This is a genomic window from Reyranella sp., assembly GCF_965249915.1.
In the GTDB taxonomy this organism is placed as follows: Bacteria; Pseudomonadota; Alphaproteobacteria; order Reyranellales; family Reyranellaceae; genus Reyranella.
This window is the reverse complement of the sequence record NZ_OZ252257.1, coordinates 3,088,349-3,107,001: the sequence shown is the minus strand read 5'-3', so window position 1 is coordinate 3,107,001 and position 18,653 is coordinate 3,088,349. Positions and strand designations below refer to the sequence as shown.

The following is an 18,653-nucleotide window of genomic DNA, read 5'->3' as shown; positions in this document are numbered from 1 at the left end:
ACTACTGCGGCGCGAGCCGGACCGCCTTCAGGTAGCGGGTGTTGTAGTAGTCGGCGTCGAGCGACGTCACCATGACCGGCGAGCCGCGATGCGTGGCGTGCACGAACTGGCCGTTGCCGCTGTAGATGCCGACATGGGTGATGGCGCCGCGATAGCCGAACATCACCAGGTCGCCCTTCTGAAGGTCGCTGCGCGCGACCGGCGTGGCCTCGCGCACCATGTCGTGCGGCATGCGCGGGATGCGCTGCCCGAAGACCGCGCCGTAGAGATAGTAGACGAAGCCGCTGCAGTCGAAGCCGGTCTGGGGAGAGATGCCGCCGTAGCGATAGGGCGTGCCGAGATAGTTCATGGCGCGCGACACGAGACGGTCGCCCCACTCGTTGTTGCCGGTGGACGGGCTGGCCTTCGCCGCGCCGGCCGCCGGGCCGGTCGAGAAGGAGGCCGGGGTCACGGCCGCGGCGGCCGGAGCCGCGGAATTGAAGCCTGAGAAAGAGGCGTTGTCCTGCTGCCATTTGGCGTTGAGCTGGTCGGCCATCCGGTCGGTCGGATCGGCCGGCACCGCCTTGGGCGCGGGCTTGAGCTTGGACTTTGCCGGAACCTTCGCCTGGGCCATCGCGGGGGAAACGACGGCGGTCGTTCCGAAGACTGTAGCGGCGGCCAGCACCGCCACCGACCAGGCGGCGGCCCGGAAGAAGAGGCGAGTGCGTGAGGGGATCGGGTGACCGGCTTCCAACGCCATTAACTTTTCTCCGTGGTGGAACCAAAGGTGGCGGCCTGCGGCCTCAGGGATAATGGCCGACCGGGGCCGGTACGTCCAACAAATGTTGTAATTTTGCCACAGTAAAAATCGCAGCCTAAGTCATTGATTTGTAACGATTAACGGCCATTCCGCGCGGCCTGTGAATAGTCTGGCGCCCTGCGGATTGCGGCAATCAGGGCACCGTGGCGCGGCTCACGCCGACGGTGCTAGCCTTCGCAGATGTGCGGCAAGTTCACGGCCCAGGCTTCGTGGCGCGAGGTCGTTTCCTTCTCCCAGCCGCTGACGCAAAGCGCCGGCGGCGAGGCGGGGGAAGGGGACGGTTTCGAAGTCGATGGCGACGACGATCCCCTCGTCACCTACCGCGTCGGCGCGGCGGTGCCGGTCATCGTGTGGGACGCCGAGGCCGGACGGCGACGGGTCGTGCCGATGCGCTGGGGCTTTCCCGATCCCACGGACTGGCGGCGGCCCCGCCCGATCCATGCGCGCTCGGAGACCATCGACGGCAAGGAGCCGTTCCGCACGCCGTTCCAGGCCGGCCAGCGTGGCATCGTGGTCTTCCGCACCTTCAACGAGGGCGAGGCGGTGGTGAAGCCGTCGGGCCGGACCGAGACGCGGCAATGGACGATCGATCCGCGCGACGGCCGCCCGCGCGGCTTCGCCTTCGTGTGGCGGCGCTACCAGATCGAAGGCCAGCCCGCGCCGCTGCTGTTCTGCGTGATGGCCACCGTGCCGGCCAACGATCTCATCCGCCGCACGATCAAGAGCGGCGAGGACGATCCGCGCATGCCCGCGATCCTCGAGGACGGTGTCTGGGCCACATGGCTGGGGGAGGACGGTGCGCCGCCGGCTTCCGCCAAGGCGCTGCTCAGGACGATGCAAGGCGTGAACTGGACCTCGGCGCCGGAGCCGAAGGCGCCGCGCAAGCCGGCGCCGCCGCGCTGACCGGGGAAGGCTTCCCCGCCTGCGCTATGAGTTGTCGATCACCGTTGCGATCAGCTTCGAGATCGTGTCGCGCGTGAGGTCGCCGGCACTGGAAATGTAGGGCGCGGCGTCGCGCCGGTAGAAATAGGTCGCGCCCTTCGCCGTGCCGTCGTTGCCGGTCCGCGTCGCGGGCGAGATTGAGCGGCGGGGCGCGGCGAAGGATGCCTAGTCCTTCGCCGCGGGGTTCACGACTGAATGTCAGAGCTGGGGAAAGACGCGCGGCCAGCTCATCGGCGGCGGCGAGACCGCGTAGGGCAGCTCCTCGTCTGCCAGGCGCGGGGCGGCCATGACGGTTGCCAGCGCTTCGAGCAGGCGCGGCCGGGAGAAAGGCTTCTCCAGGATCGCCGCCCCGGCATGGCGCGCCGGCAGCGGATTGGAGCGCGCCGTCAGGAACAGCACCGGCACGCCGGCATCGACCAGCCGGTCGGCCAGGACGAAGGCCAGCCGGCCGGCATCGGCGTCGACGAGGGCGGCATCGACCTTGCCGCGGGCCAGCAGAGCCTCGACGGCGGGCAGGCTGGTGGCCGGTCCGACGACGCGGTAGCCCGCTTCGCGCAGGGTCCGCTGCAGGTCGAGCGCCACGATCGCCTGGTCCTCGACGACGAGGATGCGCCCGCGCGGCGTCGCGGCCGCCAGAGCGGCGGGAGGCGAGGGGGGCGGGAGAGTTTGATCGGGCTTCCACTGGGTGTTCGTGGAAGCAGCTGAACCAGTCATGCCTGTCCTCCTGTTGAACGAAACGATGGAAGGGTCGGACGCTACTGCCGGCCGATCGAGACGCGCGGTTCGGCCTTTTCCACGGCGATGACGCGCGGCTTCTTCTCCTCCGGCACCTCGCGGCGCAGGTCGATGGTCAGCAGGCCGTTGGCCAGCCGGGCGCCCACGACCCTGACATGGTCGGCGAGCTGGAAGGTGCGCTCGAAGTCGCGCGCGGCGATGCCGCGATACAGATACTCGCGCTTGTCCTCGCCGCCGGCCGACTTGCCGCCGATCAGCAGCTCGTTCTCCTTCTGCACGACGCTGAGTTCGGCCTCGCCGAAGCCGGCAACCGCCATGACGATCCGGTAGGAATCGTCGCCGGTCTTCTCGATGTCGTAGGGCGGGTATCCGGGCGTGCCGGAGCGGCTGGCCACCGAGTCGAGCAGGTCGAAGACCCGGTCGAAGCCGACGGTGCCGCGGTAAAAAGGTGCGAAATCGATGGTGTTGCGCATGAAGCATCCTCCGTTGAGCGATGGTTGCGACCCGGTCCCCCGAGGGGCGGCCGATTCTGCGGGGCCGGTTGGTGTAACCGGCAACGGATCGATCTAGAAAAGCCCGTTCGGGCTTCAAGGGGGCTCTGAAAAAAATCACGCGGGAGCCGGGAAGGCTCCCTGGAACACGGCGGGGGCACCTTTGCGGCGGCCGGGCGTTCACTGGCCATGCCCGACACATCATCCCCGGCGACGGCTGCGGCCGACGTCGAGAAGCTCCGCCGCCATGTCCGCATTCTGGTCGAGCTGGGCCGCCTCGCGGGCCACGATTCGACGCCGGAGCGCTTTCTCGATCACGCGGTCGTCCAGGTCGGGCGCGCCGTCGAGATCCACCACGTCAAGGTGCTGCGCTACCGTCCGACCACGGCCGACCTGTTGATGGTCGCCGGGACCGGGTGGAAGGAAGGCCTCGTGCGCTCGGCGACCTTCTCGTCCGATCTCCGTTCGCCCCCCGGCCGCGCCTACCGGACGGCCGAGCCGGTCTGCATCGGCGATTTCACGAAGGCGCCGGAGTTCGTGCTTTCGGAAGTGCTGAAGGAGCATGGCATCGTCTCGCTGGCGAATGTGCCGATTCTCACCGAAGGTGCAGCCTGGGGCGTGCTCGAAGTCGACAGCACGACGCCGCGCGATTTCACCTCGGATACGGTCGAGTTCCTGGTTGCCGCCGCGGCGATCATCGCGTCCACCGTGCGCAACCACACATCGGCGCGCGGCGAGGCGGCGGCGCTGGCCGAGGCCGCGTCGGAAGCCCAGCGGCGCGAGGTCCTGCTGCGCGAGCTTCAGCACCGGGTGAAGAACAACTTCCAGCTCATCCTCGCCTCCATCAGCCTGCAGAAGCGGCGCTTCAAGGAGGGCGAGGGGCTGCGCGCCCTCGATCACATCGCCAACCGCATCAACGCCATTTCCCTCGCGCACGACCAGCTGGCGCCGCGCCAGGATGCGCAGGCCGTCGATGTCGCGGGCTATCTCCGCGCGCTGTGTGCCTCGATCGAGCAGCAGGTGGAGAATGTCTCGATCGAGATCGAGGCCGACGAGGTCGAACTTTCGATCGAGCGCGCCGTGCCGCTTGGGCTGATCCTCAACGAGGCGGCCACCAACAGCGCCAAGCATGCCTTTGCCGAGAAGGGGGGCCGCATCGTGGTCAGGCTCCAGACCGGGATCGGCTTCGGCGAGGGCCGGCTGACCATCGCCGACAACGGTCTTGGCTTTCAGAAGACCTCGTCCAACGGCTCCGGACTGAAGCTGATCGAGTCGCTGGCGCGGCAGATCGGAGGACAGATTTCGACGGAAAGCTCGAAGGACGGAACGTCGACCTCGGTCATCTTCCCGATCATCAGCTGAACGAGATGCGGTGTGCGGCGTTTTATCTTTCGTCGCTTCCGTTCGGGAACTAACGCATAAGACCGGTCGTTGGGCCGTTTCGTTCAGGGAGCCGAAGGAGTCCGGATCACGCCGGATCGCGGCTTGGGGGGGGTGAGCGTTGGAAAAGACATCGGTCCTTGTTCTGATCGCCGAAGACCAGGCGGAAATCGCCGACGTGTTGAAGATGTCGTTCGAAGATGGCGGCTACGAGGTGCTGCTCGCCTCGACGGCGGACGAGGCGATGGCCGCCCTGGACTCGCGAGGCGAGGAGGTGCGCGCGCTGGTGACCGACATCAAGTTGGGCTCCAGCGCCACCGGATGGGATGTGGCGCGCCACGCCCGCGAGCTGAAGCCGGACATGCCGGTTGTCTACATGACCGGGTCCGAGGGCAACGACTGGGCCTCGCTCGGCGTACCCAACAGCATCCTGGTGCCCAAGCCCTTCGCGGCCTCGCAGGTGCTGACCGCCGTGTCCCAGCTCCTGAACGCCACCAACACGCCCGGCGCCTAGCGGACGGTGCGACTGTCCGGGGAGAGTCGCTCCGAATAGAGGGGCGGGGCCCGGGAGGCCGCGCTATGGTCCCCAATGATCAAAATCGCGCCCCTCAAGAAATATTCGCTGCGGGCCGAACGCCCCGGCACACACCAATACCTGACCGAGGGCTACAACTCGCTGGGCAAGGCCACCGAGCGAAAGGCGGCGCTTGAGGAAGCCGGCTACACCGTCCTCGTCACCCTGTCCGATCCCTCGGCCGCCTGAGGCGAATCGGCGGCGCGGCGAGGTCGTCGATCGGCGCGTCCCGGTAACCTTCGTCCAGCCAAGCCGTTGAAAACGCTGCGAAATCCCGGCCGGTAAACGAAACAAACGAAATAAACGAAACATTCGAAACGAACGTCGCACCTCTCCGGATCAGGTAACATGATACCGCGCCGGACGCCCCGGCAACCGGCAGAGAACCCGAAGCGTTCCTGCCGCTTCGGGAGGGAGCGAAGGGATGGCGCGCAAGCTCAAGGCCTTCACGACCTCGGCGGGCTTCTTCGATCTCGCGGTGTCGGCGCCGTCGATGAAGGCGGCGCTCGAAGCCTGGGGCGCCGGGGCAAATCTGTTTCACCAGGGGTTTGCGCGGCAGACCGACGATGCCGCCATCGTCGAAGCCACGATGGCGCGGCCCGGCATCGTGCTGCGGCGGCCGGTCGGCACCCACCAGGATTTCAAGGAAGAGGCCGAGGCCTCCGAGGCGGCCTTCGAGGGCAAGGTCGAGAGAACGTCGAGGCCGGCGCGCCCGCGGCGCAAGCCGGTGGCGGCGACGGCCAAGGACCGCACGCAGGAGCGTGACGCCGCGCGCGCCTTCGAGAAGGAACGCGAGCGGCGCGAACGGCGGGAGCGCAAGGAGGAAGCGACGCGGCTGGCGGAAGGCCAGCGCCGGGATCGCGCCATTGCGGCGGCGCAGGCCGCGCTCGACGAGGCCGCCGAACGCCATGCGGCAGAGGTCGCCGAGATCGAGCGGGCGCGGTCGGCACTCGAGGCCAGGGCCGATCGCGAAGCCGAGCGCTGGCGGCGTGAGAAGGATAAACTCGAAGACGCACTGCGGCATGCAAAGGTGCCGCGTCATCTTCGGCCGGTGTGACGACGATCCTCTGCAACCTTTTTCCGGGAAGACCGTTTCGGGTTTTGCTGACAGGGGGAGAGGATGCACGGGCCCGCAACACCCACATCGACGTTTCCATCACCGACAGGTGTCCGATGACCGGTGCGCGCGGCCGTCGCCTCGATTGGAGTGCGTTCTTCCAGACCGTCCCGGAGCCGCACGGCATTCGCCTCCGGCTCTCGACAGTCGACGCTTCGTCGCCGGCGGCGATGACCGCCGAGAAGCGCGTGCTGCGGCTCATCAGATCGAGGCTCGCGTCGGAACGCTTTGCCCTGCGGCGTTCCTTCTCGACGGGACCCACGGTCATAGAGTGCGTGTTCGACTCGGCCTCCCTGGCGGACGCGCTGGCCCGCGAAGTCGGGGCCGGGCGCGGCGAGGCGGTTCCCGGCTGGACGAGCGTCCGTACCCTCGTCGCCGACGAGCGGGCGCTGCGGCAGCTGCTCAAGCAGGGCGCTGCGGCGCCGCGTGAGACGAAGCAGCCGGACGAGGTCGTTCCGCCCCATCGACGGCCGGTCGAAGAAGCGAAGTCGCGGCTGCAGAGCATGTCGCTGGAGGAGCAGGCCGCCGCCTTGTTCAAATCGATGACACGCGCGCCCTGACGGGGAGTCCCGCCCCGCCGCATGCAACGTCGGAGCGCCTGAGCCATTACGCCGACAACCAGCCAGGATGGAGGCGTCATTGAACATCGAACAACGCAACGAACTCTTGCAGCAGATGCTCGAAACGGAACTGGGCGGCGTCAAGGTCTACGAAACGGCTCTGACCTGCGTCCTGAACGACGAGCTGAAGGAAGAGTGGCAGACGTATCTCGAGCAGACCAAGCGCCACGTCGAGATCGTGACGACGCTTATGTCTGACCTGGCCGTCCCGCCGATGGAGACGCCCGGCCGCGAAGTCGTGCGCCATATCGGCGGCTCGCTCGTCGCCGCCATGAAGCTTGCCAAGGGTACCGCGCCGCCGGAGGCCGCCGAGATCGTGGCCTGCGAATGCGTCGTCCATGCCGAGACCAAGGACCATTCCAACTGGGAACTGCTTACCCTCTATGCCGAGGCCGCCCGCGGCGCGGAGAAGAAGGCGATCCAAGCGGCGCTCGAGGAAGTGGAGGATGAGGAGGACGAGCACCTCTATCATTCCAGGGGATGGTGCCGCGAGCTGGCGATCGCGTCGCTCGGCATGAAGGCGGTGCTGCCGCCGCCGGAAGAGCAGAAGGACGTCAAGACCGCGATCGGCGCCTCGCGTGCCGAGCAGGCCCGCAAGGCGCTGCTGTAGGGTCTTCCCGAAGCCCCGCCCGTCGAACGGCGGGGCTTCTCCTATTGCAGCGGGTATGTTTGATCGTTCGGCGGGCGGCGATAGGCCCGTTCGATCTCTGCCTGCACCGCGCCGCGCTCCTCCGACCGCACGGCCCGCAGCGGCAGCGCCTCCCGTGTGAGCACGAAGGTCGTGGTGCCGCGCGTCCAGACGGTGTGCGACGCCGCGAACAGATCGACCTCATCGTATTGGGTATGCAGACGCATCATGCCGGCGCGCGCCGCCTCGATCGCGCGGCGGTTGGTGGTATCGGCCGGCCAGTCGGCCCAGCCGTCGTAGCGGCGTGCCACGTCGATCACCTGCCAGCGGCTCGTGACCGGCGTGGGCTCGCCGATGGTGCCGCCGACCTCGCGCCGTCCTATCCCATACCCGCCCTCGGCGCGCAGGGGATTGCCGGTGAGGAGAAAGACGAGGCGGTCACCCGAAGGCGCGCTCGTGTCATTGGCGTGTTGGCGCATCCAGTGCGAGGCGACCTGCGCGCCCTGGCTATGCGCCAGTACGATCACCGGACCGGCCGTGTCTCGCAGCGCCGCGTCGAGCGCGGCCACCCCGCGCGCGATCGAGTCGGACGCGAGGCTCGCGGGATAGCGGACCTGCCGCAGCACGTAAGGCGGGCGCGCGAAGACGCCGCCGAACTGCCGCGGCATGTAGTTGCTCAGATTGAAATTGAGACCCGAGAGCGTCAGCACGGTCGCCGCCACGGGGATCGGCAGCGACCGCTCCTCGGCAGAGGCGGGACCGGCCATGCCGAGAGACAGTACCAGCCACCCAAGACAGAGGGCGCGCTTTACGGCGGCCGTCGATTGCATGGCGGGAAAACGCAGCGGCGCGGCGGCCGTTGCGCGCCCAGGGCACTGCCGCGCGTCAGTCGAAGTCGCTCGGGGTGAGCTCGATGGTCTGGCCGTGCGGCGTGCGATCGGCGGCATGGTCCCAGGCGCGAACGTATCGTTCGAGCGTGTCGGCCGACGCGATGCCCTTGCGTGCGACCAGCCGTTCCAGCGTGGCGAGCCAGTGGCGATAGTAGGTCGTGCCGTCGTCGGGATCGCCCTCTGCGATGGCCGCCTTGATCCGGGCGCCGAGTTCGTCGGCCCATTCGTTCCAGGTGAAGACGCCGCGCTGCTGCAGGCTGAGCGCCATCGCGAACGCCTGGGCCTGCCACGGCTCGACGAACACCGGCGCCTCGCCTTCGCAAGGGATGCCGGGCACGGTTTGCAGAACCGTGCGGACCGAAGCAGAATCCTGCGGCATCACGCCGGCTCCAGGTAGGGCTCGAACGCTTCGATGGAAACGGTGGCGCCGTCCTCTGCATCGGGGCCCCAAAGTTCCCGGCCGTCGAACACCACCGTGTAGAGCCATTCGCCCTGCTTGATACCTTTCTCGACCATCGCGTCGGGAAAGGTGTGGCAGCCCTGGATGCGCTCGATCGTGCCGAGGTGGCCGCGCGCGAAGCGCGGCAGGCGCGTGTGCGAGCGGGGATGGATGTTGCGCGCGCGCACTTTCTGGCCGACCGCGAAGAGGGCGGGCGCGCGCGGCGGCTGGTCGTGGTTGGGGCGGCTGACGGCGGCGCCGGCCTGCGGGCCCGACAGCGGCTTGCGTTTCAGCGCACGGCCCGGTCCGCTCGAGTGACCGCTCGCCAGCTCGGCCTCCGAGACGAGGCCGCGGTCGAGGCAGAGACGTTCGAGGCGCAGGAACCATTTCCTGTAGTAGGACGACGAGAGATAGACCGCGGGCGGCAGCGTCTCGATCCAGTAGCGGCCGACATCGATGTTCCATTCGCCGGCCGAGCCCATGACCCGGTTGAGCGCGAAGGAGCGTGCCTGCCAGTCGGCGTGGAAGGGCACTTCGTGCGGATCGGGCGCGACCTTGCCGAAACCGTCCATGCCGCCCATGTCGTGCACGCCGTTCATGGCGCGACCTCGTTCGCGGCCTTCGGTAAGCCGGTGCCGATCATCGAATCGCGGGTGACCAGGGAGGCGAGCTGCTCCTCCGACCAGCCGTCGGTCGCGGCGGGCCGCATCGGCAGCACGATGAAGCGGGTTTCCGCCGTCGAGTCCCACACGCGCACCTTCGTCTCGTCGGGCAGCGTGACGCCGAAATCGGCCAGCACCCTGCGCGGCTCCTTGACCGTGCGGGCGCGGTAGGGCGCGGACTTGTACCAGGCCGGCGGCAGGCCCAGCAGGTCCCACGGGTAGCAGGAGCACAGGGTGCAGACGATCATGTTGTGCGTGGCCGGCGTGTTCTCGACGGCAATCAGATGATCGCCCACCTTCTGCTGCAGGCCGAGCTGCGCGATCGCCTTGCTGGCGTCGGCGAGCAGCGCTTCGCGGAATGCCGGATCGGCCCAGGCCTTGGCCACGACCTGCGCGCCGATATGCGGCCCGATCTTCGTCTCGTAGGTCTCGATGATCGAATCGAGCGCCGCCGGATCGACATAGCCCTTCTCGGTCAGGATGGTTTCGAGCGCGCGGACGCGAAGCTGCATCTCCGAGAGCTCGGATCCATGCTCGTGGTCATGGTTATCGTTATGCCCATGGCCGTGGTCGTGATCGTGCGACATGGCACCTCCTGAGACTGGAGCGGACAGCGTAGTGCATTCCGCCCGGGCGAAACAGGTCGGGCGGCTCCGCCGTCAGTGCGGCACGGCGCCCAGCTCGACGCCGGTCTTGTCGTGCAGGGCGAAACGGTCGACGAGGTCGGCGCTGGCCTCGTTGTAGCCGATGACCTTCACTTCCGAGCCGTCGCGGCGCAGGCGGGCCACGATCTTGTCGAGCGCGCCCACGCCCGAGATGTCCCATAAGTGCGCCGCCGACACGTCGATCGTCACGCTTCGTCCCGCCTCGGGCAGGAAGGCGCGGGTGAAGCGGTCGACCGAGGCGAAGAAGATCTCGCCGCCGATGCGATAGGTGACCCTGCCGTCGCTCTCGCTGCGTTCGACCTTGAACATGCGGCGGACCTTACCGGCGAAGAAGATGCCGGAGAGCAGCACGCCGGCCAGCACGCCCTGCGCCAGGTCGTGGGTGAAGACGACGACGCAGACCGTCACGATCATCACCACGCTCGAGGTCGGCGGATGGCGGCGCAGGTTGGGGATCGAGTTCCAGCTGAAGGTGCCGATCGACACCATGATCATGACCGCGACCAGCGCCGGCATCGGGATGCGCCCGACCAGCGGTCCCAGCACGGCGAGCAGGAACAGCAGCGCTGCGCCCGCGACCAAGGTCGAGAGGCGCGTGCGCCCGCCCGAGGTCACGTTGATCACCGACTGGCCGATCATGGCGCAGCCGCCCATGCCGCCCACCAGGGCCGCGGCGATGTTGGCGCCGCCCTGGCCCAGGCATTCGCGGCGCTTGTCGCTGTCGGTGTCCGTCATGTCGTCGACGATCTGCGCCGTCAGCATCGATTCGAGCAGGCCGACCGCCGCCATGGTGAGCGCGTAGGGCAGGATGATGCGCAGCGTCTCCCAGGTGAGCGGCACCTGCGGGAGGGCGAGGCTCGGCAGCGCTTCGGGGAGCTTGCCCATGTCGCCCACCGTATGGACCGGCAGATCGAGGCCGATGCTGAGCGCCGCCAGCACGACGATGGCCACCAGCGGCGAAGGGACCGCAGTGGTGAGGCGCGGCAGCAGATAGATGATGCCGAGGCCGGCGGCGATCATCGCATAGGTGTGCCACGACACGCCGACCAGCTGCGGGATCTGCGCCATGAAGATCAGGATGGCGAGCGCGTTGACGAAGCCGGTGATCACCGAGCGCGAGACGAACTGCATCAGCAGGTCGAGGCGCAGGAAGCCCGCCGCGACCTGGATCAGGCCCATCAGGATGGTGGCGGCGAACAGGTAGTCGACGCCGTGGTCGCGCACCAGCGGCGTGACGACGACCGCAACCGCGGCGGTGGCCGCCGAGATCATGCCGGGCCGCCCGCCCAGCAGCGATATGACGAGGGCGATCGCCACCGAGGCCCACAGGCCGACCCTCGGATCGACACCGGCGATGATCGAGAAGCCGATGGCTTCGGGGATGAGCGCCAGCGCCACGACCAGGCCGGCGAGGAAATCGCGGCGGGCCTGGCCGAGGCTGCCGAACCATTGCGATCTGAAATTGGTGAACATCGAGCCGTCTATGCACAGGGCGCCACGGGTCTTCCTCGCCTGCTGGCGAAGACGGCGTGTGGGCGTTCCATGTGAGAGTTGCCCGGCGGATCGGCGGCCGGAATAGCCACCCGGGATTTCACCGGGTCCAGGCGAGTGTGCGCGTGCGTAGACCACGCCTTGTTCTGGAATGCAATCGCGGTGCCATGGACTCCCTTCTGCAACGTTCACGGCCCGGGACGCGTTCAACGCCTCACGTCATGGAAGGAGCAAGCGATGGCTGCGAAAAAGAAGGTCGCCAAGAAGGCGGCAAAAAAGAAAGTCGCCAAGAAGAAGGTAGCCACGAAGAAGGCCGCCAAGAAGAAGACGGTGCGCAGGAGCGCGGCCAAGCGCGAGCTGATCGACACCGGCACCAACAAGCTGTTCGTGCGGCGCAATGCGCTCGGCACCTCCTTCAAGGAAGTCGAGGATGTCGGCCGTTCGCTGACGGCCGATCGTCGCCGCAAGGCCAAGACCGCAGCCAAGCGCGGCCAGGGCGACAAGGGCGACCGGCGCCGCTAACCCCGAGGAGGCTCTTGATGAGAGTTCGGAAGTTTGGGCTGAGCGACGCATCACTCGAACGCTCGCCCGGCCAGGAGGGCGACATCTTTGCCGGCAACGTGATCGACCAGCGTCACGGCGGGCCGATCACGATCGGCTATGGGCGTTACGGCGCCAATCAGCGTCTCGAGGAAACAATGGCGGTCGACGACGTCATGCTGATCCTCGAGGGGCGGATCTCAGTCACGAGTCGCGATGGCACCGTGACCGGCGGACCGGGCGAGTTCATCTACATGCCGAAGGGCGAGGCGGTGACGATCCGCTCGCACGACGAGGGCGCGCTGACGGCCTACGTCACCTATCCGCACTGGCAGGAAGCGCACGGCTGACGGCGTCCGCGCTGCGCGCCGACAGGGGATGCCCGAGGAAGAAGCGCACGAACTCCCGGCTGGCATCGGGGCCGCGCGGGTCGGTAAACGAGCCGGTCGCGCTTCCGCCGGACCAGGCATGGCCCAGCCCTTCGACGACCCACTGTTCGCCGACCGCCCGGCCCTGCATGTCGAGGCGAATGGTGCGCGTGAAGGCCGTGCCGCTCGCGGTCTCGCCCTGCGAGACGTGCGTCCCGGCACCCGGTCCGCCCGATGCCTGTTCGCTCGCCTGATCGCCATTGACCGCATTGACCGTCTCGTCGCGGTCGCCGTGGAAGACGATGGTGGGGACCACGGGCCCCGTTCGCACGGGGAGACGGGCCGCGGGAGCGCCCTGGCGCATGGCCGAGAAGGCGGCCTGCATGTCGCGCGCCGCGCCGCAGGCCAGGCCCGAATGGATGCCGACGGCGGCGTAGAGGTCGGGATAGGTGGCGCCCATGATCGCGGCGGCGGCGCCGCCGGCAGACAGGCCCGCGACATAGATCCGGTCTCCGTCGACCGCATGGTCGCGCACGATCTGGCGCGTCAGCTCGGCGATCAGGTGAGGCTCACCCAGGTCGCGGATCTGGTCGCCGACGTTGAACCAGTTCCAGCACCTGTTGAGATTCGCGGACTTCGGCTGCTCGGGATAGGCCACCAGGAACACATGCTCGTCGGCCAGCTCGTTCATGCGCGTGCCGGCGGCGAAGTTGTCAGCTGACTGCGTGCAGCCGTGCAGCATCACGATCAACGGCACGGGCTGGCCCCGATAGCCCGCCGGAACGTAGAGCTTGAAGCGGCGAATGCCCGCCGCCTTGGCCACGGTATGGTATTCGAACGACGAAGCCTCGCCCGGCTGCGCATCGCCAACGTCCCGCACCCTTGCCACCCCGTTCGTCAAGGCGTCCGTCGCAACGGCTGGCGCCACGACGTCGATCGCGGCCGGGCGATGGGAACTTCCGCTCAAGACGTTCATCGCATCGCCGAGTTTGCCTTCGCGGGTCAATTGCAACGCCTCGAACATGTCGGCTGCGGGAGCGAAGGAAAGAAACATCGGGGATACTTTCTGTACGCTTATCGGGAGGGGACGCTTTGCGCGAGTTCATGCGGCGGGACCGGCGGGTTGCTCGTCCCGACTCATCCCTGTCGTGCGCGGTTCATTGTTGGCGGAAGCCGCTTCAGACCCTGAAGCGAGGCCCTGTTAACTGCTGGAGCGGGGGCGAGTTGCCTCGGGAAGATGCGTTGTTTCCACGCACGACCCATGCGGCCGGCCGGCCCCGATGGATCGCTAGCGCATCATGAACTTGTTGCTTCGTGCAACTCCCGACCGTTTCGCGGGTTGAAGAGAGAGAACCTCACCCGCATTCCGTGGAGGCAGTCCTGCGCAAGCTTTTCGTTGCGGTCTCAATTGGCCTCGTCGCTGCCTCGACTGGAGCGCTCGCCGACTCCTGGCGAGCCATGCCGATCCTGGCAACGGACGCACCGCTGCTCTGTCGTCAGGCCGACGTCTCCAAACTGTTGTTCGCGTTTGCCGACTCGGGCAGCGACCTGTCCGTGAAGGCGGGCGAGGCCGATCCGTTCCTGGTGCCGGTGTCGGCCGACGGTTCGATTGCCAAGACGATCGCCGTCCCGATCGGGCGGAAGACCTTCACCGTGGACCTCACCGGAAATGCCAAGGGTCGCGATCTGCAGGTCTACAATCGCGACTATGCCTGTCTCTTCAAGCTCGAGCCGGTGCCCTGAGGTCCGGGGAGCGAACACCGGCTAGCAAAGCGGCAGTTTCGCGCGATGGGGTTTGGCGGCGGGCGCGATGCCCTGTGCGGCCTGCTGGGCGCGGATTGCCTTGCGGCGTGCCTTCTCTTCGGCGCTGATCGGCTGCTTCGCCTTCGCCTGACGGCAGGTGGGCGCGCCGGGCGATGAGGCAACACCACCTTGGGCGGGGGCAGGGCTTGCGCCATATGTCGTGTTGGGCGCCCCCGGCTCGGTCGAGGGAACGCCGTCGTTCGCAGCCATCGCCGGAGCAGCGCAAGCGACCAAAGCCGCCGCGCAGAGCATGTGCCTCAAGGACATGATAACCCCATGAATGATGATGGGGCCAATTGACCGGAGCATTGCGTCGATTCGGTGTGAACCCGCAGGCGAGGCCAAGGCATTGGCATAGCAAGTAAGGCAATTGTTTGTAATTGCGACCATTCGCACTGCCAATGTCGTCGCCGCCGTGCCGTCCGACATCCCACCCCCTTTATGTGTACCTGGAGCAGGCGCTGGCTGAACTTGGTCGGGAGTTTCGCCCACGACGCGCTCTGGCCGCGCCGCGGCTGGACCGACCAGTGCAGGGCGAGCGCCGCGCTGGCGCTGCTTGCGGTGTTGGTGAGCTGGATGACCACGGGCGACTACCTCGTCCGCAGCCTCGCCGAGCCTCCCCTCGGGGCTCTCGGCGGCTCGCGTGGCCGGGTGGGCGGCTCTTGTCTTGGCGCGCCGCGCGCGCGCAACTTCGCTTCGTCCTTCCCGTTGATCCTGTCGCGAATCGGGAGGAAGTTGGACTTCATGAGCAGCCTGCAGGACGCCACCAAGGTCGCCGCCGCCTTGCGCGGCCAGAAGAAGTATAGCGAGGCCATCGACCTGATCGAGAAGGCGCTGGCCGCCGCTCCGCCGGAGGACTTCGCCCGCGTCGACGCCAACCGCGAGGGCCTGCGCGCGGCCGAAGAAGCGGGGCTGCACGACGTCGCCAAGCGCTTCGCCGATGCCATTTCCTTTCGGGAGAGCGAAGGCGATCCCGACGAGGATTGACGTCCCTTCCTGGCCGCACACACTTTCAGCACAGGGAAAGTTGCTCACGCACACGCCGACGTGAGCGCCACCGGTGAGCCCGTGATCAGTATCGCGCCGGCGCCGGTGAGGGTCGTCGTCAGGGTGACTCTTCGCTCGAAGTCCGACGAGGCGGACCGGGTGAGCCGCAGAAGAGCGAGTCCCACGGCGACGAGCAGCAGCCAGGTAAGGACGAGCATCCAGCGCAGCAGCGAGGCCCCAGCCAGTTGGATCTCCTGCCAGCCATAGGCGCAGCCCGCGCCCTGCAGCGCATACAACAGCGAGAAAGCGAAGGCCCAGAGAAGAAGGCCGGCGCTGATGCGTGCGAGCATCCTCATGCCATCACCGACGGCGCGAGGAGACAAACGATCACGATCGCCAGCGTCGCGGTCGAGTAATCGCTGAACAGGCGGGCGACGCGGAGGTCGAGCGTGCGGCGAGGCGAGACGTGGCCCGCGGCGATGCGCGCGCGGCCGTAGCCGATGCAGAGCAGGGCGATGGTCGCATGCAACAGTGAATAGCCGAGCAGCGCCCAGCTGCAGGCGGCATAGGCATGTTCCTGCGGTGCGGGCAGTGCCGTGACGCCGAGCGTCGCCAGCGCGGCGATTGCGACCAGCTGCGCCGCCGTGCCGGTCAGCGCCGCACGTCCGGCCGCGGCCAGCGCGCCCTCGGTGCTCGCGGCGAGGCTTCGGCGGGCGAACAGGCTGCCCGCCATCGCCGCCGCGACCGCCACGAGGCCGGCTGCGAAGCCGCCCTCGATCCGCTCGGGGGGCGGCCAGTTCGGCGCGATGACCCAGAGGAAGGCGTAGCCGAACAGCAGGGAGGCGAGCGCCGTGCCGTCGGCCACCAGCAGGAAGGCGCTGCCCCACCAGCCGGGCGCTCCCACCGCCTCGCGATGGATCGGTGCCGTTTCGCCGCGCCCGATCGGCAGCGGGCCGATGTCCCGGCGCCAGTCGAGCACCCAGGCCCAGCGCAAACCAAGGGCGATGACGCACGCCAGCGGCAGCAGCGACAGCCAATACTGGCCGGCCAGCAGGCAGAGGAAGAAGCACCCCGTCACCGCGGCCGTGACGATCGGCAGCCGCGTATTGCCGGGCAGGACGACGACGTGATCGACCCCGCCGGTCGTCGTCTCCACCGCCATCGTCTCGCGCCAGCCATGGCGCGGCTCGCCGAGATAGCCCTCGCCGCGCGCCAACGATGTAGCAAGGGAAGGAGACTGGGACAGCGGCTCGCGATCCGCGACGGTGGGCTGGCTCGCGATGTTGTAGGCCGGTGTCGGGATCGGCATGGCCCATTCGAGCGTCCCGGCGGCCCAGGGATTTCGGCGCCGGCGGCGGGCGAACCAGACATGCAGGGCGACATCGATGGCGAACAGGGCAAAGCCGAAGGCCATGACGAAGCTGCCGACCGAGGAGACCAGGTTCAGCAGCGTCCATCCCGCTTCCTCGGGATAGGTATGCACGCGCCGCCGCATGCCCAGCAGGCCGGTCAGGTGCGTCATGAAGAAGGTGACGTTGAAGCCGATGAAGATCAGCCAGAACGAGGCCGTGCCCAACAGCTCGTCCCGGGTGCGGCCGGTGAAATGCGGCAGCCAGTAGTAGGCGCCGGCGAGCATCGGGAAGATGAAGCCGCCAATCAGCACATAGTGCAGATGCGCGACGACGAAGTGCGTGTCGTGCGCCTGCAGATCGAAGGGCACCATGGCCAGCATCACGCCGGTCATCCCGCCGATCACGAAGATCACGAAGAAGCCCAGCAGGTAGAGCATGGGCAGCTTGAGCTCCGGCCGGCCGTTCCACAACGTGCCGATCCAGGCGAAGACCTGCACCGCCGTCGGCAGTGCGACCAGCGCCGAGGCGGCCGAGAAGAAGCCCAGTGCCATGTGCGGGATGCCGGTGGTGAACATGTGATGCACCCACAGGCCGAAGCTCAGGAAGGCGAGCGACAGCAACGCCGCCACGATCCAGCCGTAACCCAGGATGCGCGTGCGGGCGAGGACCGGCAGCACCGTGGAGATCACGCCGGCCGCGGGCAGGAAGATGATGTAGACCTCGGGATGGCCGAACAGCCAGAACAGGTGCTGCCACAGCAGCGGACTGCCGCCGCGCGCGGGATCGAAGAACGGCCAGTCGAAGGCGCGCTCCACCTCCAGCAGGATCGAGCCCAGGATCAGCGGCGGAAAGGCCACGATCATCATCAGCGCGGTGATCAGCAGGTACCAGGCGAACAGCGGCATGCGGTCGAGGCGCATGCCCGGCGCGCGCAGCTTCAGGACCGAAACGGTGATCTCGATGGCGGCCGAGATTGCCGAAATCTCGACGAAGGTGATGCCCAGCAGCCAGACATCGGCGTTGATCCCGGGCGTATAGGCCTTGGAGGAAAGCGGCGTGTACATGAACCAGCCGCCGTCGGGCGCCACGCCGAACAGCATCGACGCGATCAGGATCGACCCGCCGAACAGGTAGCACCACCAGCCATAGGCGGAGAGGCGCGGGAAGGCCATGTCGCGGCTGCCCAGCATCTTGGGCAGCATGTAGAGCGCCAGCCCCTCGAACATCGGGATGGCGAACAGGAACATCATGATGCTGCCGTGCATCGTGAAGAGCTGGTTGTAGATGTCGGGCCCGACGAAGGCGCTGCCCGGTGTTGCAAGCTGGGCGCGGATCATCATCGCCAGCACGCCGCCGATCGCGAAGAAGACGAAGGCGGCGATCACGAAGCGTTTGCCGATGTCGGAATGGTTCACCGACACGGCGGTGCCGCGCCAGCCCTTTGGCGCGCCCCAGATGGCTTCGAGCAGGCGATGGCGTCGCAGCGCGTTCATCGCGTTCCCCCGCGCTGGAAGGCGGCCCAGCCTGCTGCGTCGTGGGCGATCACGCGGAACCGATGGCCGGAATGGCCGCTGCCGCAGAACTCCGCGCACTGGCCCTCGTAGATGCCGGGCTCGGTGGCCTGGATCCGCAACAGATTCACATGACCGGGGATGGCGTCCATCTTTCCGGCGAGCCGCGGCACCCAGAAACTGTGGATCACGTCGACGGCGGCGATGCGCAGCACGACCGGCTGGCCGGCGGGCATGTGAAGCTCATTGTGCGTCACCTGCGTCTCCTCGCCGGCGCGATGGCTGAACTCCCAGGACCATTGCCGGCCCGTCGCATCGATGACGACCGTGCCGGAGAGACCGGGCGCGATGATGCGTTCACCCAGCATCAGCGCGTAACCGACCAGGCCGAGCAGTACGACGATGGGCATTCCGATGCCCAGCCCGCCGATCCACAGGGTTGGGCTGGTGCGGCCTTCGCGGCCGCGGCGCAGGAAGGCCAGCAGCAGCAGCCCGAACACCAGCAGCGTGAGCATCGTCGCGCCGGCCAGCATCGCCCACCAGAAGGAGGCCACGCGCGCCGCCGCCGGACCGGCCGCGTCGAGCGTCGACAGCGGGCCGGAACATCCGCCGACAGCCATCGTTACCAGCGACGCGCCGAGCGGATGAAGGAGGGACCG

General features: G+C 67.8%; 24 protein-coding genes and 1 other annotated feature. Of the genes, 11 read left to right on the top strand and 13 right to left on the bottom strand.

Annotated features, from left to right (window positions below; translation table 11 throughout):
• Position 1: 1 nt before the first annotated feature.
• The gene (locus ACP15H_RS15425; protein WP_425067067.1) at positions 2-739 is read right to left on the bottom strand and encodes a C40 family peptidase; all 738 of its coding nucleotides are present in this window, start codon (positions 737-739) and stop codon (positions 2-4) included.
• Between the two features lie 240 nt (positions 740-979).
• On the opposite strand from ACP15H_RS15425, the gene ACP15H_RS15420 reads away from it, so the two are divergent.
• Positions 980-1,702 carry an SOS response-associated peptidase family protein gene (locus ACP15H_RS15420; protein ID WP_425067066.1) on the top strand — a complete coding sequence of 241 codons (723 nt, stop codon included), beginning with the start codon at positions 980-982 and terminating at the stop codon, positions 1,700-1,702.
• A 237-nt stretch (positions 1,703-1,939) separates the two neighbouring features.
• On the opposite strand, the gene ACP15H_RS15415 is transcribed toward ACP15H_RS15420, so the two are convergent.
• Positions 1,940-2,455: a response regulator gene (locus ACP15H_RS15415; protein ID WP_425067065.1), complete on the bottom strand. Its 516-nt coding sequence runs from the start codon at positions 2,453-2,455 to the stop codon at positions 1,940-1,942.
• Positions 2,456-2,496: 41 nt separating this feature from the next.
• Positions 2,497-2,949, bottom strand: a complete 453-nt coding sequence (locus ACP15H_RS15410) for an Hsp20 family protein (protein WP_425067064.1) — start codon at positions 2,947-2,949, stop codon at positions 2,497-2,499.
• Positions 2,950-3,156: 207 nt separating this feature from the next.
• On the opposite strand from ACP15H_RS15410, the gene ACP15H_RS15405 reads away from it, so the two are divergent.
• From ACP15H_RS15405 to ACP15H_RS15380, 6 genes are all read left to right on the top strand, one after another.
• Positions 3,157-4,329: a sensor histidine kinase gene (locus tag ACP15H_RS15405; RefSeq protein WP_425067063.1), complete on the top strand. Its 1,173-nt coding sequence runs from the start codon at positions 3,157-3,159 to the stop codon at positions 4,327-4,329.
• A 139-nt stretch (positions 4,330-4,468) separates the two neighbouring features.
• Entirely contained in the window at positions 4,469-4,861 is a 393-nt protein-coding gene (locus ACP15H_RS15400; RefSeq protein ID WP_425067062.1) for a response regulator, read from the top strand.
• 75 nt (positions 4,862-4,936) lie between these two features.
• The gene (locus ACP15H_RS15395; RefSeq protein ID WP_425067061.1) at positions 4,937-5,110 is read left to right on the top strand and encodes a hypothetical protein; all 174 of its coding nucleotides are present in this window, start codon (positions 4,937-4,939) and stop codon (positions 5,108-5,110) included.
• A gap of 235 nt (positions 5,111-5,345) precedes the next feature.
• Positions 5,346-5,978 carry a cell envelope biogenesis protein TolA gene (locus ACP15H_RS15390; protein WP_425067060.1) on the top strand — a complete coding sequence of 211 codons (633 nt, stop codon included), beginning with the start codon at positions 5,346-5,348 and terminating at the stop codon, positions 5,976-5,978.
• Complete coding sequence (locus tag ACP15H_RS15385; RefSeq protein ID WP_425067059.1) at positions 5,975-6,598, top strand: hypothetical protein; 624 nt, start codon at positions 5,975-5,977, stop codon at positions 6,596-6,598. Before ACP15H_RS15390 ends, ACP15H_RS15385 begins: the two co-directional genes overlap by 4 nt.
• Before the next feature lie 79 nt (positions 6,599-6,677).
• Positions 6,678-7,268 (top strand): hypothetical protein, encoded by a 591-nt coding sequence (locus ACP15H_RS15380; protein WP_425067058.1) that lies wholly within the window; start codon positions 6,678-6,680, stop codon positions 7,266-7,268.
• Between the two features lie 41 nt (positions 7,269-7,309).
• Here ACP15H_RS15380 and ACP15H_RS15375 read toward each other — a convergent pair whose 3' ends face one another.
• From ACP15H_RS15375 to ACP15H_RS15355, 5 genes are all read right to left on the bottom strand, one after another.
• Positions 7,310-8,053, bottom strand: coding sequence for an alpha/beta fold hydrolase (locus ACP15H_RS15375; RefSeq protein WP_425067057.1), 744 nt, complete (start codon positions 8,051-8,053; stop codon positions 7,310-7,312).
• 118 nt (positions 8,054-8,171) lie between these two features.
• Positions 8,172-8,555 (bottom strand): nitrile hydratase accessory protein, encoded by a 384-nt coding sequence (locus ACP15H_RS15370; protein WP_425067056.1) that lies wholly within the window; start codon positions 8,553-8,555, stop codon positions 8,172-8,174.
• On the bottom strand, positions 8,555-9,214 hold the full coding sequence (gene nthB, locus ACP15H_RS15365) for a nitrile hydratase subunit beta (RefSeq protein WP_425067055.1): 660 nt from the start codon (positions 9,212-9,214) through the stop codon (positions 8,555-8,557). Before nthB ends, ACP15H_RS15370 begins: the two co-directional genes overlap by 1 nt.
• Positions 9,211-9,864, bottom strand: coding sequence for a nitrile hydratase subunit alpha (gene nthA / locus ACP15H_RS15360; RefSeq protein ID WP_425067054.1), 654 nt, complete (start codon positions 9,862-9,864; stop codon positions 9,211-9,213). Before nthA ends, nthB begins: the two co-directional genes overlap by 4 nt.
• 72 nt (positions 9,865-9,936) lie before the next feature.
• A complete protein-coding gene (locus tag ACP15H_RS15355) occupies positions 9,937-11,415 on the bottom strand; it encodes a SulP family inorganic anion transporter (protein ID WP_425067053.1) in 1,479 nt (492 codons plus the stop codon).
• A 76-nt stretch (positions 11,416-11,491) separates the two neighbouring features.
• Positions 11,492-11,547 (bottom strand) — a sequence feature (sul1 is cis-regulatory element that is thought to sense ions involved in sulfur or methionine metabolism; They are found in Alphaproteobacteria).
• A 216-nt stretch (positions 11,548-11,763) separates the two neighbouring features.
• Here ACP15H_RS15355 and ACP15H_RS15350 point away from each other — a divergent pair.
• Positions 11,764-11,955 carry a hypothetical protein gene (locus ACP15H_RS15350; RefSeq protein WP_425069906.1) on the top strand — a complete coding sequence of 64 codons (192 nt, stop codon included), beginning with the start codon at positions 11,764-11,766 and terminating at the stop codon, positions 11,953-11,955.
• A 17-nt stretch (positions 11,956-11,972) separates the two neighbouring features.
• Positions 11,973-12,323, top strand: a complete 351-nt coding sequence (locus tag ACP15H_RS15345; protein WP_425067052.1) for an AraC family ligand binding domain-containing protein — start codon at positions 11,973-11,975, stop codon at positions 12,321-12,323.
• On the opposite strand, the gene ACP15H_RS15340 is transcribed toward ACP15H_RS15345, so the two are convergent.
• Positions 12,289-13,395 carry an alpha/beta hydrolase family esterase gene (locus ACP15H_RS15340; protein ID WP_425067051.1) on the bottom strand — a complete coding sequence of 369 codons (1,107 nt, stop codon included), beginning with the start codon at positions 13,393-13,395 and terminating at the stop codon, positions 12,289-12,291. The genes ACP15H_RS15345 and ACP15H_RS15340 overlap by 35 nt on opposite strands.
• A 404-nt stretch (positions 13,396-13,799) precedes the next feature.
• Between ACP15H_RS15340 and ACP15H_RS15335 the strand changes: the two genes are divergently transcribed.
• On the top strand, positions 13,800-14,084 hold the full coding sequence (locus ACP15H_RS15335; protein WP_425067050.1) for a hypothetical protein: 285 nt from the start codon (positions 13,800-13,802) through the stop codon (positions 14,082-14,084).
• A gap of 21 nt (positions 14,085-14,105) precedes the next feature.
• On the opposite strand, the gene ACP15H_RS15330 is transcribed toward ACP15H_RS15335, so the two are convergent.
• Positions 14,106-14,573, bottom strand: coding sequence for a hypothetical protein (locus ACP15H_RS15330; protein ID WP_425067049.1), 468 nt, complete (start codon positions 14,571-14,573; stop codon positions 14,106-14,108).
• Positions 14,574-14,615: 42 nt separating this feature from the next.
• Here ACP15H_RS15330 and ACP15H_RS15325 point away from each other — a divergent pair, with 42 nt between their 5' ends.
• The gene (locus ACP15H_RS15325) at positions 14,616-15,131 is read left to right on the top strand and encodes a hypothetical protein (RefSeq protein WP_425067048.1); all 516 of its coding nucleotides are present in this window, start codon (positions 14,616-14,618) and stop codon (positions 15,129-15,131) included.
• 44 nt (positions 15,132-15,175) lie between these two features.
• Here the strand turns inward: ACP15H_RS15325 and ACP15H_RS15320 are convergent, their stop codons facing one another.
• From ACP15H_RS15320 to coxB, 3 genes are read right to left on the bottom strand one after another with little or no spacing between them, the layout of a single operon-like run.
• Positions 15,176-15,487 carry a hypothetical protein gene (locus ACP15H_RS15320; RefSeq protein ID WP_425067047.1) on the bottom strand — a complete coding sequence of 104 codons (312 nt, stop codon included), beginning with the start codon at positions 15,485-15,487 and terminating at the stop codon, positions 15,176-15,178.
• Positions 15,484-17,976: a cytochrome c oxidase subunit I gene (ctaD, locus tag ACP15H_RS15315; protein ID WP_425067046.1), complete on the bottom strand. Its 2,493-nt coding sequence runs from the start codon at positions 17,974-17,976 to the stop codon at positions 15,484-15,486. Before ctaD ends, ACP15H_RS15320 begins: the two co-directional genes overlap by 4 nt.
• Positions 17,973-18,614 carry a cytochrome c oxidase subunit II gene (coxB, locus tag ACP15H_RS15310; protein ID WP_425067045.1) on the bottom strand — a complete coding sequence of 214 codons (642 nt, stop codon included), beginning with the start codon at positions 18,612-18,614 and terminating at the stop codon, positions 17,973-17,975. Before coxB ends, ctaD begins: the two co-directional genes overlap by 4 nt.
• Positions 18,615-18,653: the final 39 nt, after the last annotated feature.

Bases quoted from the DNA above. Each gene is read 5' to 3' on its own strand.
- ACP15H_RS15425 (WP_425067067.1), bottom strand. From the start codon at position 739: ATGGCGTTGGAAGCCGGTCACCCGATCCCCTCACGCACTCGCCTCTTC.
- ACP15H_RS15420 (WP_425067066.1), top strand. From the start codon at position 980: ATGTGCGGCAAGTTCACGGCCCAGGCTTCGTGGCGCGAGGTCGTTTCC.
- ACP15H_RS15415 (WP_425067065.1), bottom strand. From the start codon at position 2,455: ATGACTGGTTCAGCTGCTTCCACGAACACCCAGTGGAAGCCCGATCAA.
- ACP15H_RS15410 (WP_425067064.1), bottom strand. From the start codon at position 2,949: ATGCGCAACACCATCGATTTCGCACCTTTTTACCGCGGCACCGTCGGC.
- ACP15H_RS15405 (WP_425067063.1), top strand. From the start codon at position 3,157: ATGCCCGACACATCATCCCCGGCGACGGCTGCGGCCGACGTCGAGAAG.
- ACP15H_RS15395 (WP_425067061.1), top strand. From the start codon at position 4,937: ATGATCAAAATCGCGCCCCTCAAGAAATATTCGCTGCGGGCCGAACGC.
- ACP15H_RS15390 (WP_425067060.1), top strand. From the start codon at position 5,346: ATGGCGCGCAAGCTCAAGGCCTTCACGACCTCGGCGGGCTTCTTCGAT.
- ACP15H_RS15375 (WP_425067057.1), bottom strand. From the start codon at position 8,053: ATGGCCGGTCCCGCCTCTGCCGAGGAGCGGTCGCTGCCGATCCCCGTG.
- ACP15H_RS15370 (WP_425067056.1), bottom strand. From the start codon at position 8,555: ATGCCGCAGGATTCTGCTTCGGTCCGCACGGTTCTGCAAACCGTGCCC.
- nthB (WP_425067055.1), bottom strand. From the start codon at position 9,214: ATGAACGGCGTGCACGACATGGGCGGCATGGACGGTTTCGGCAAGGTC.
- nthA (WP_425067054.1), bottom strand. From the start codon at position 9,864: ATGTCGCACGATCACGACCACGGCCATGGGCATAACGATAACCATGAC.
- ACP15H_RS15355 (WP_425067053.1), bottom strand. From the start codon at position 11,415: ATGTTCACCAATTTCAGATCGCAATGGTTCGGCAGCCTCGGCCAGGCC.
- ACP15H_RS15345 (WP_425067052.1), top strand. From the start codon at position 11,973: ATGAGAGTTCGGAAGTTTGGGCTGAGCGACGCATCACTCGAACGCTCG.
- ACP15H_RS15340 (WP_425067051.1), bottom strand. From the start codon at position 13,395: ATGTTTCTTTCCTTCGCTCCCGCAGCCGACATGTTCGAGGCGTTGCAA.
- ACP15H_RS15335 (WP_425067050.1), top strand. From the start codon at position 13,800: ATGCCGATCCTGGCAACGGACGCACCGCTGCTCTGTCGTCAGGCCGAC.
- ACP15H_RS15330 (WP_425067049.1), bottom strand. From the start codon at position 14,573: ATGTCGGACGGCACGGCGGCGACGACATTGGCAGTGCGAATGGTCGCA.
- ACP15H_RS15320 (WP_425067047.1), bottom strand. From the start codon at position 15,487: ATGAGGATGCTCGCACGCATCAGCGCCGGCCTTCTTCTCTGGGCCTTC.
- ctaD (WP_425067046.1), bottom strand. From the start codon at position 17,976: ATGAACGCGCTGCGACGCCATCGCCTGCTCGAAGCCATCTGGGGCGCG.
- coxB (WP_425067045.1), bottom strand. From the start codon at position 18,614: ATGGCTGTCGGCGGATGTTCCGGCCCGCTGTCGACGCTCGACGCGGCC.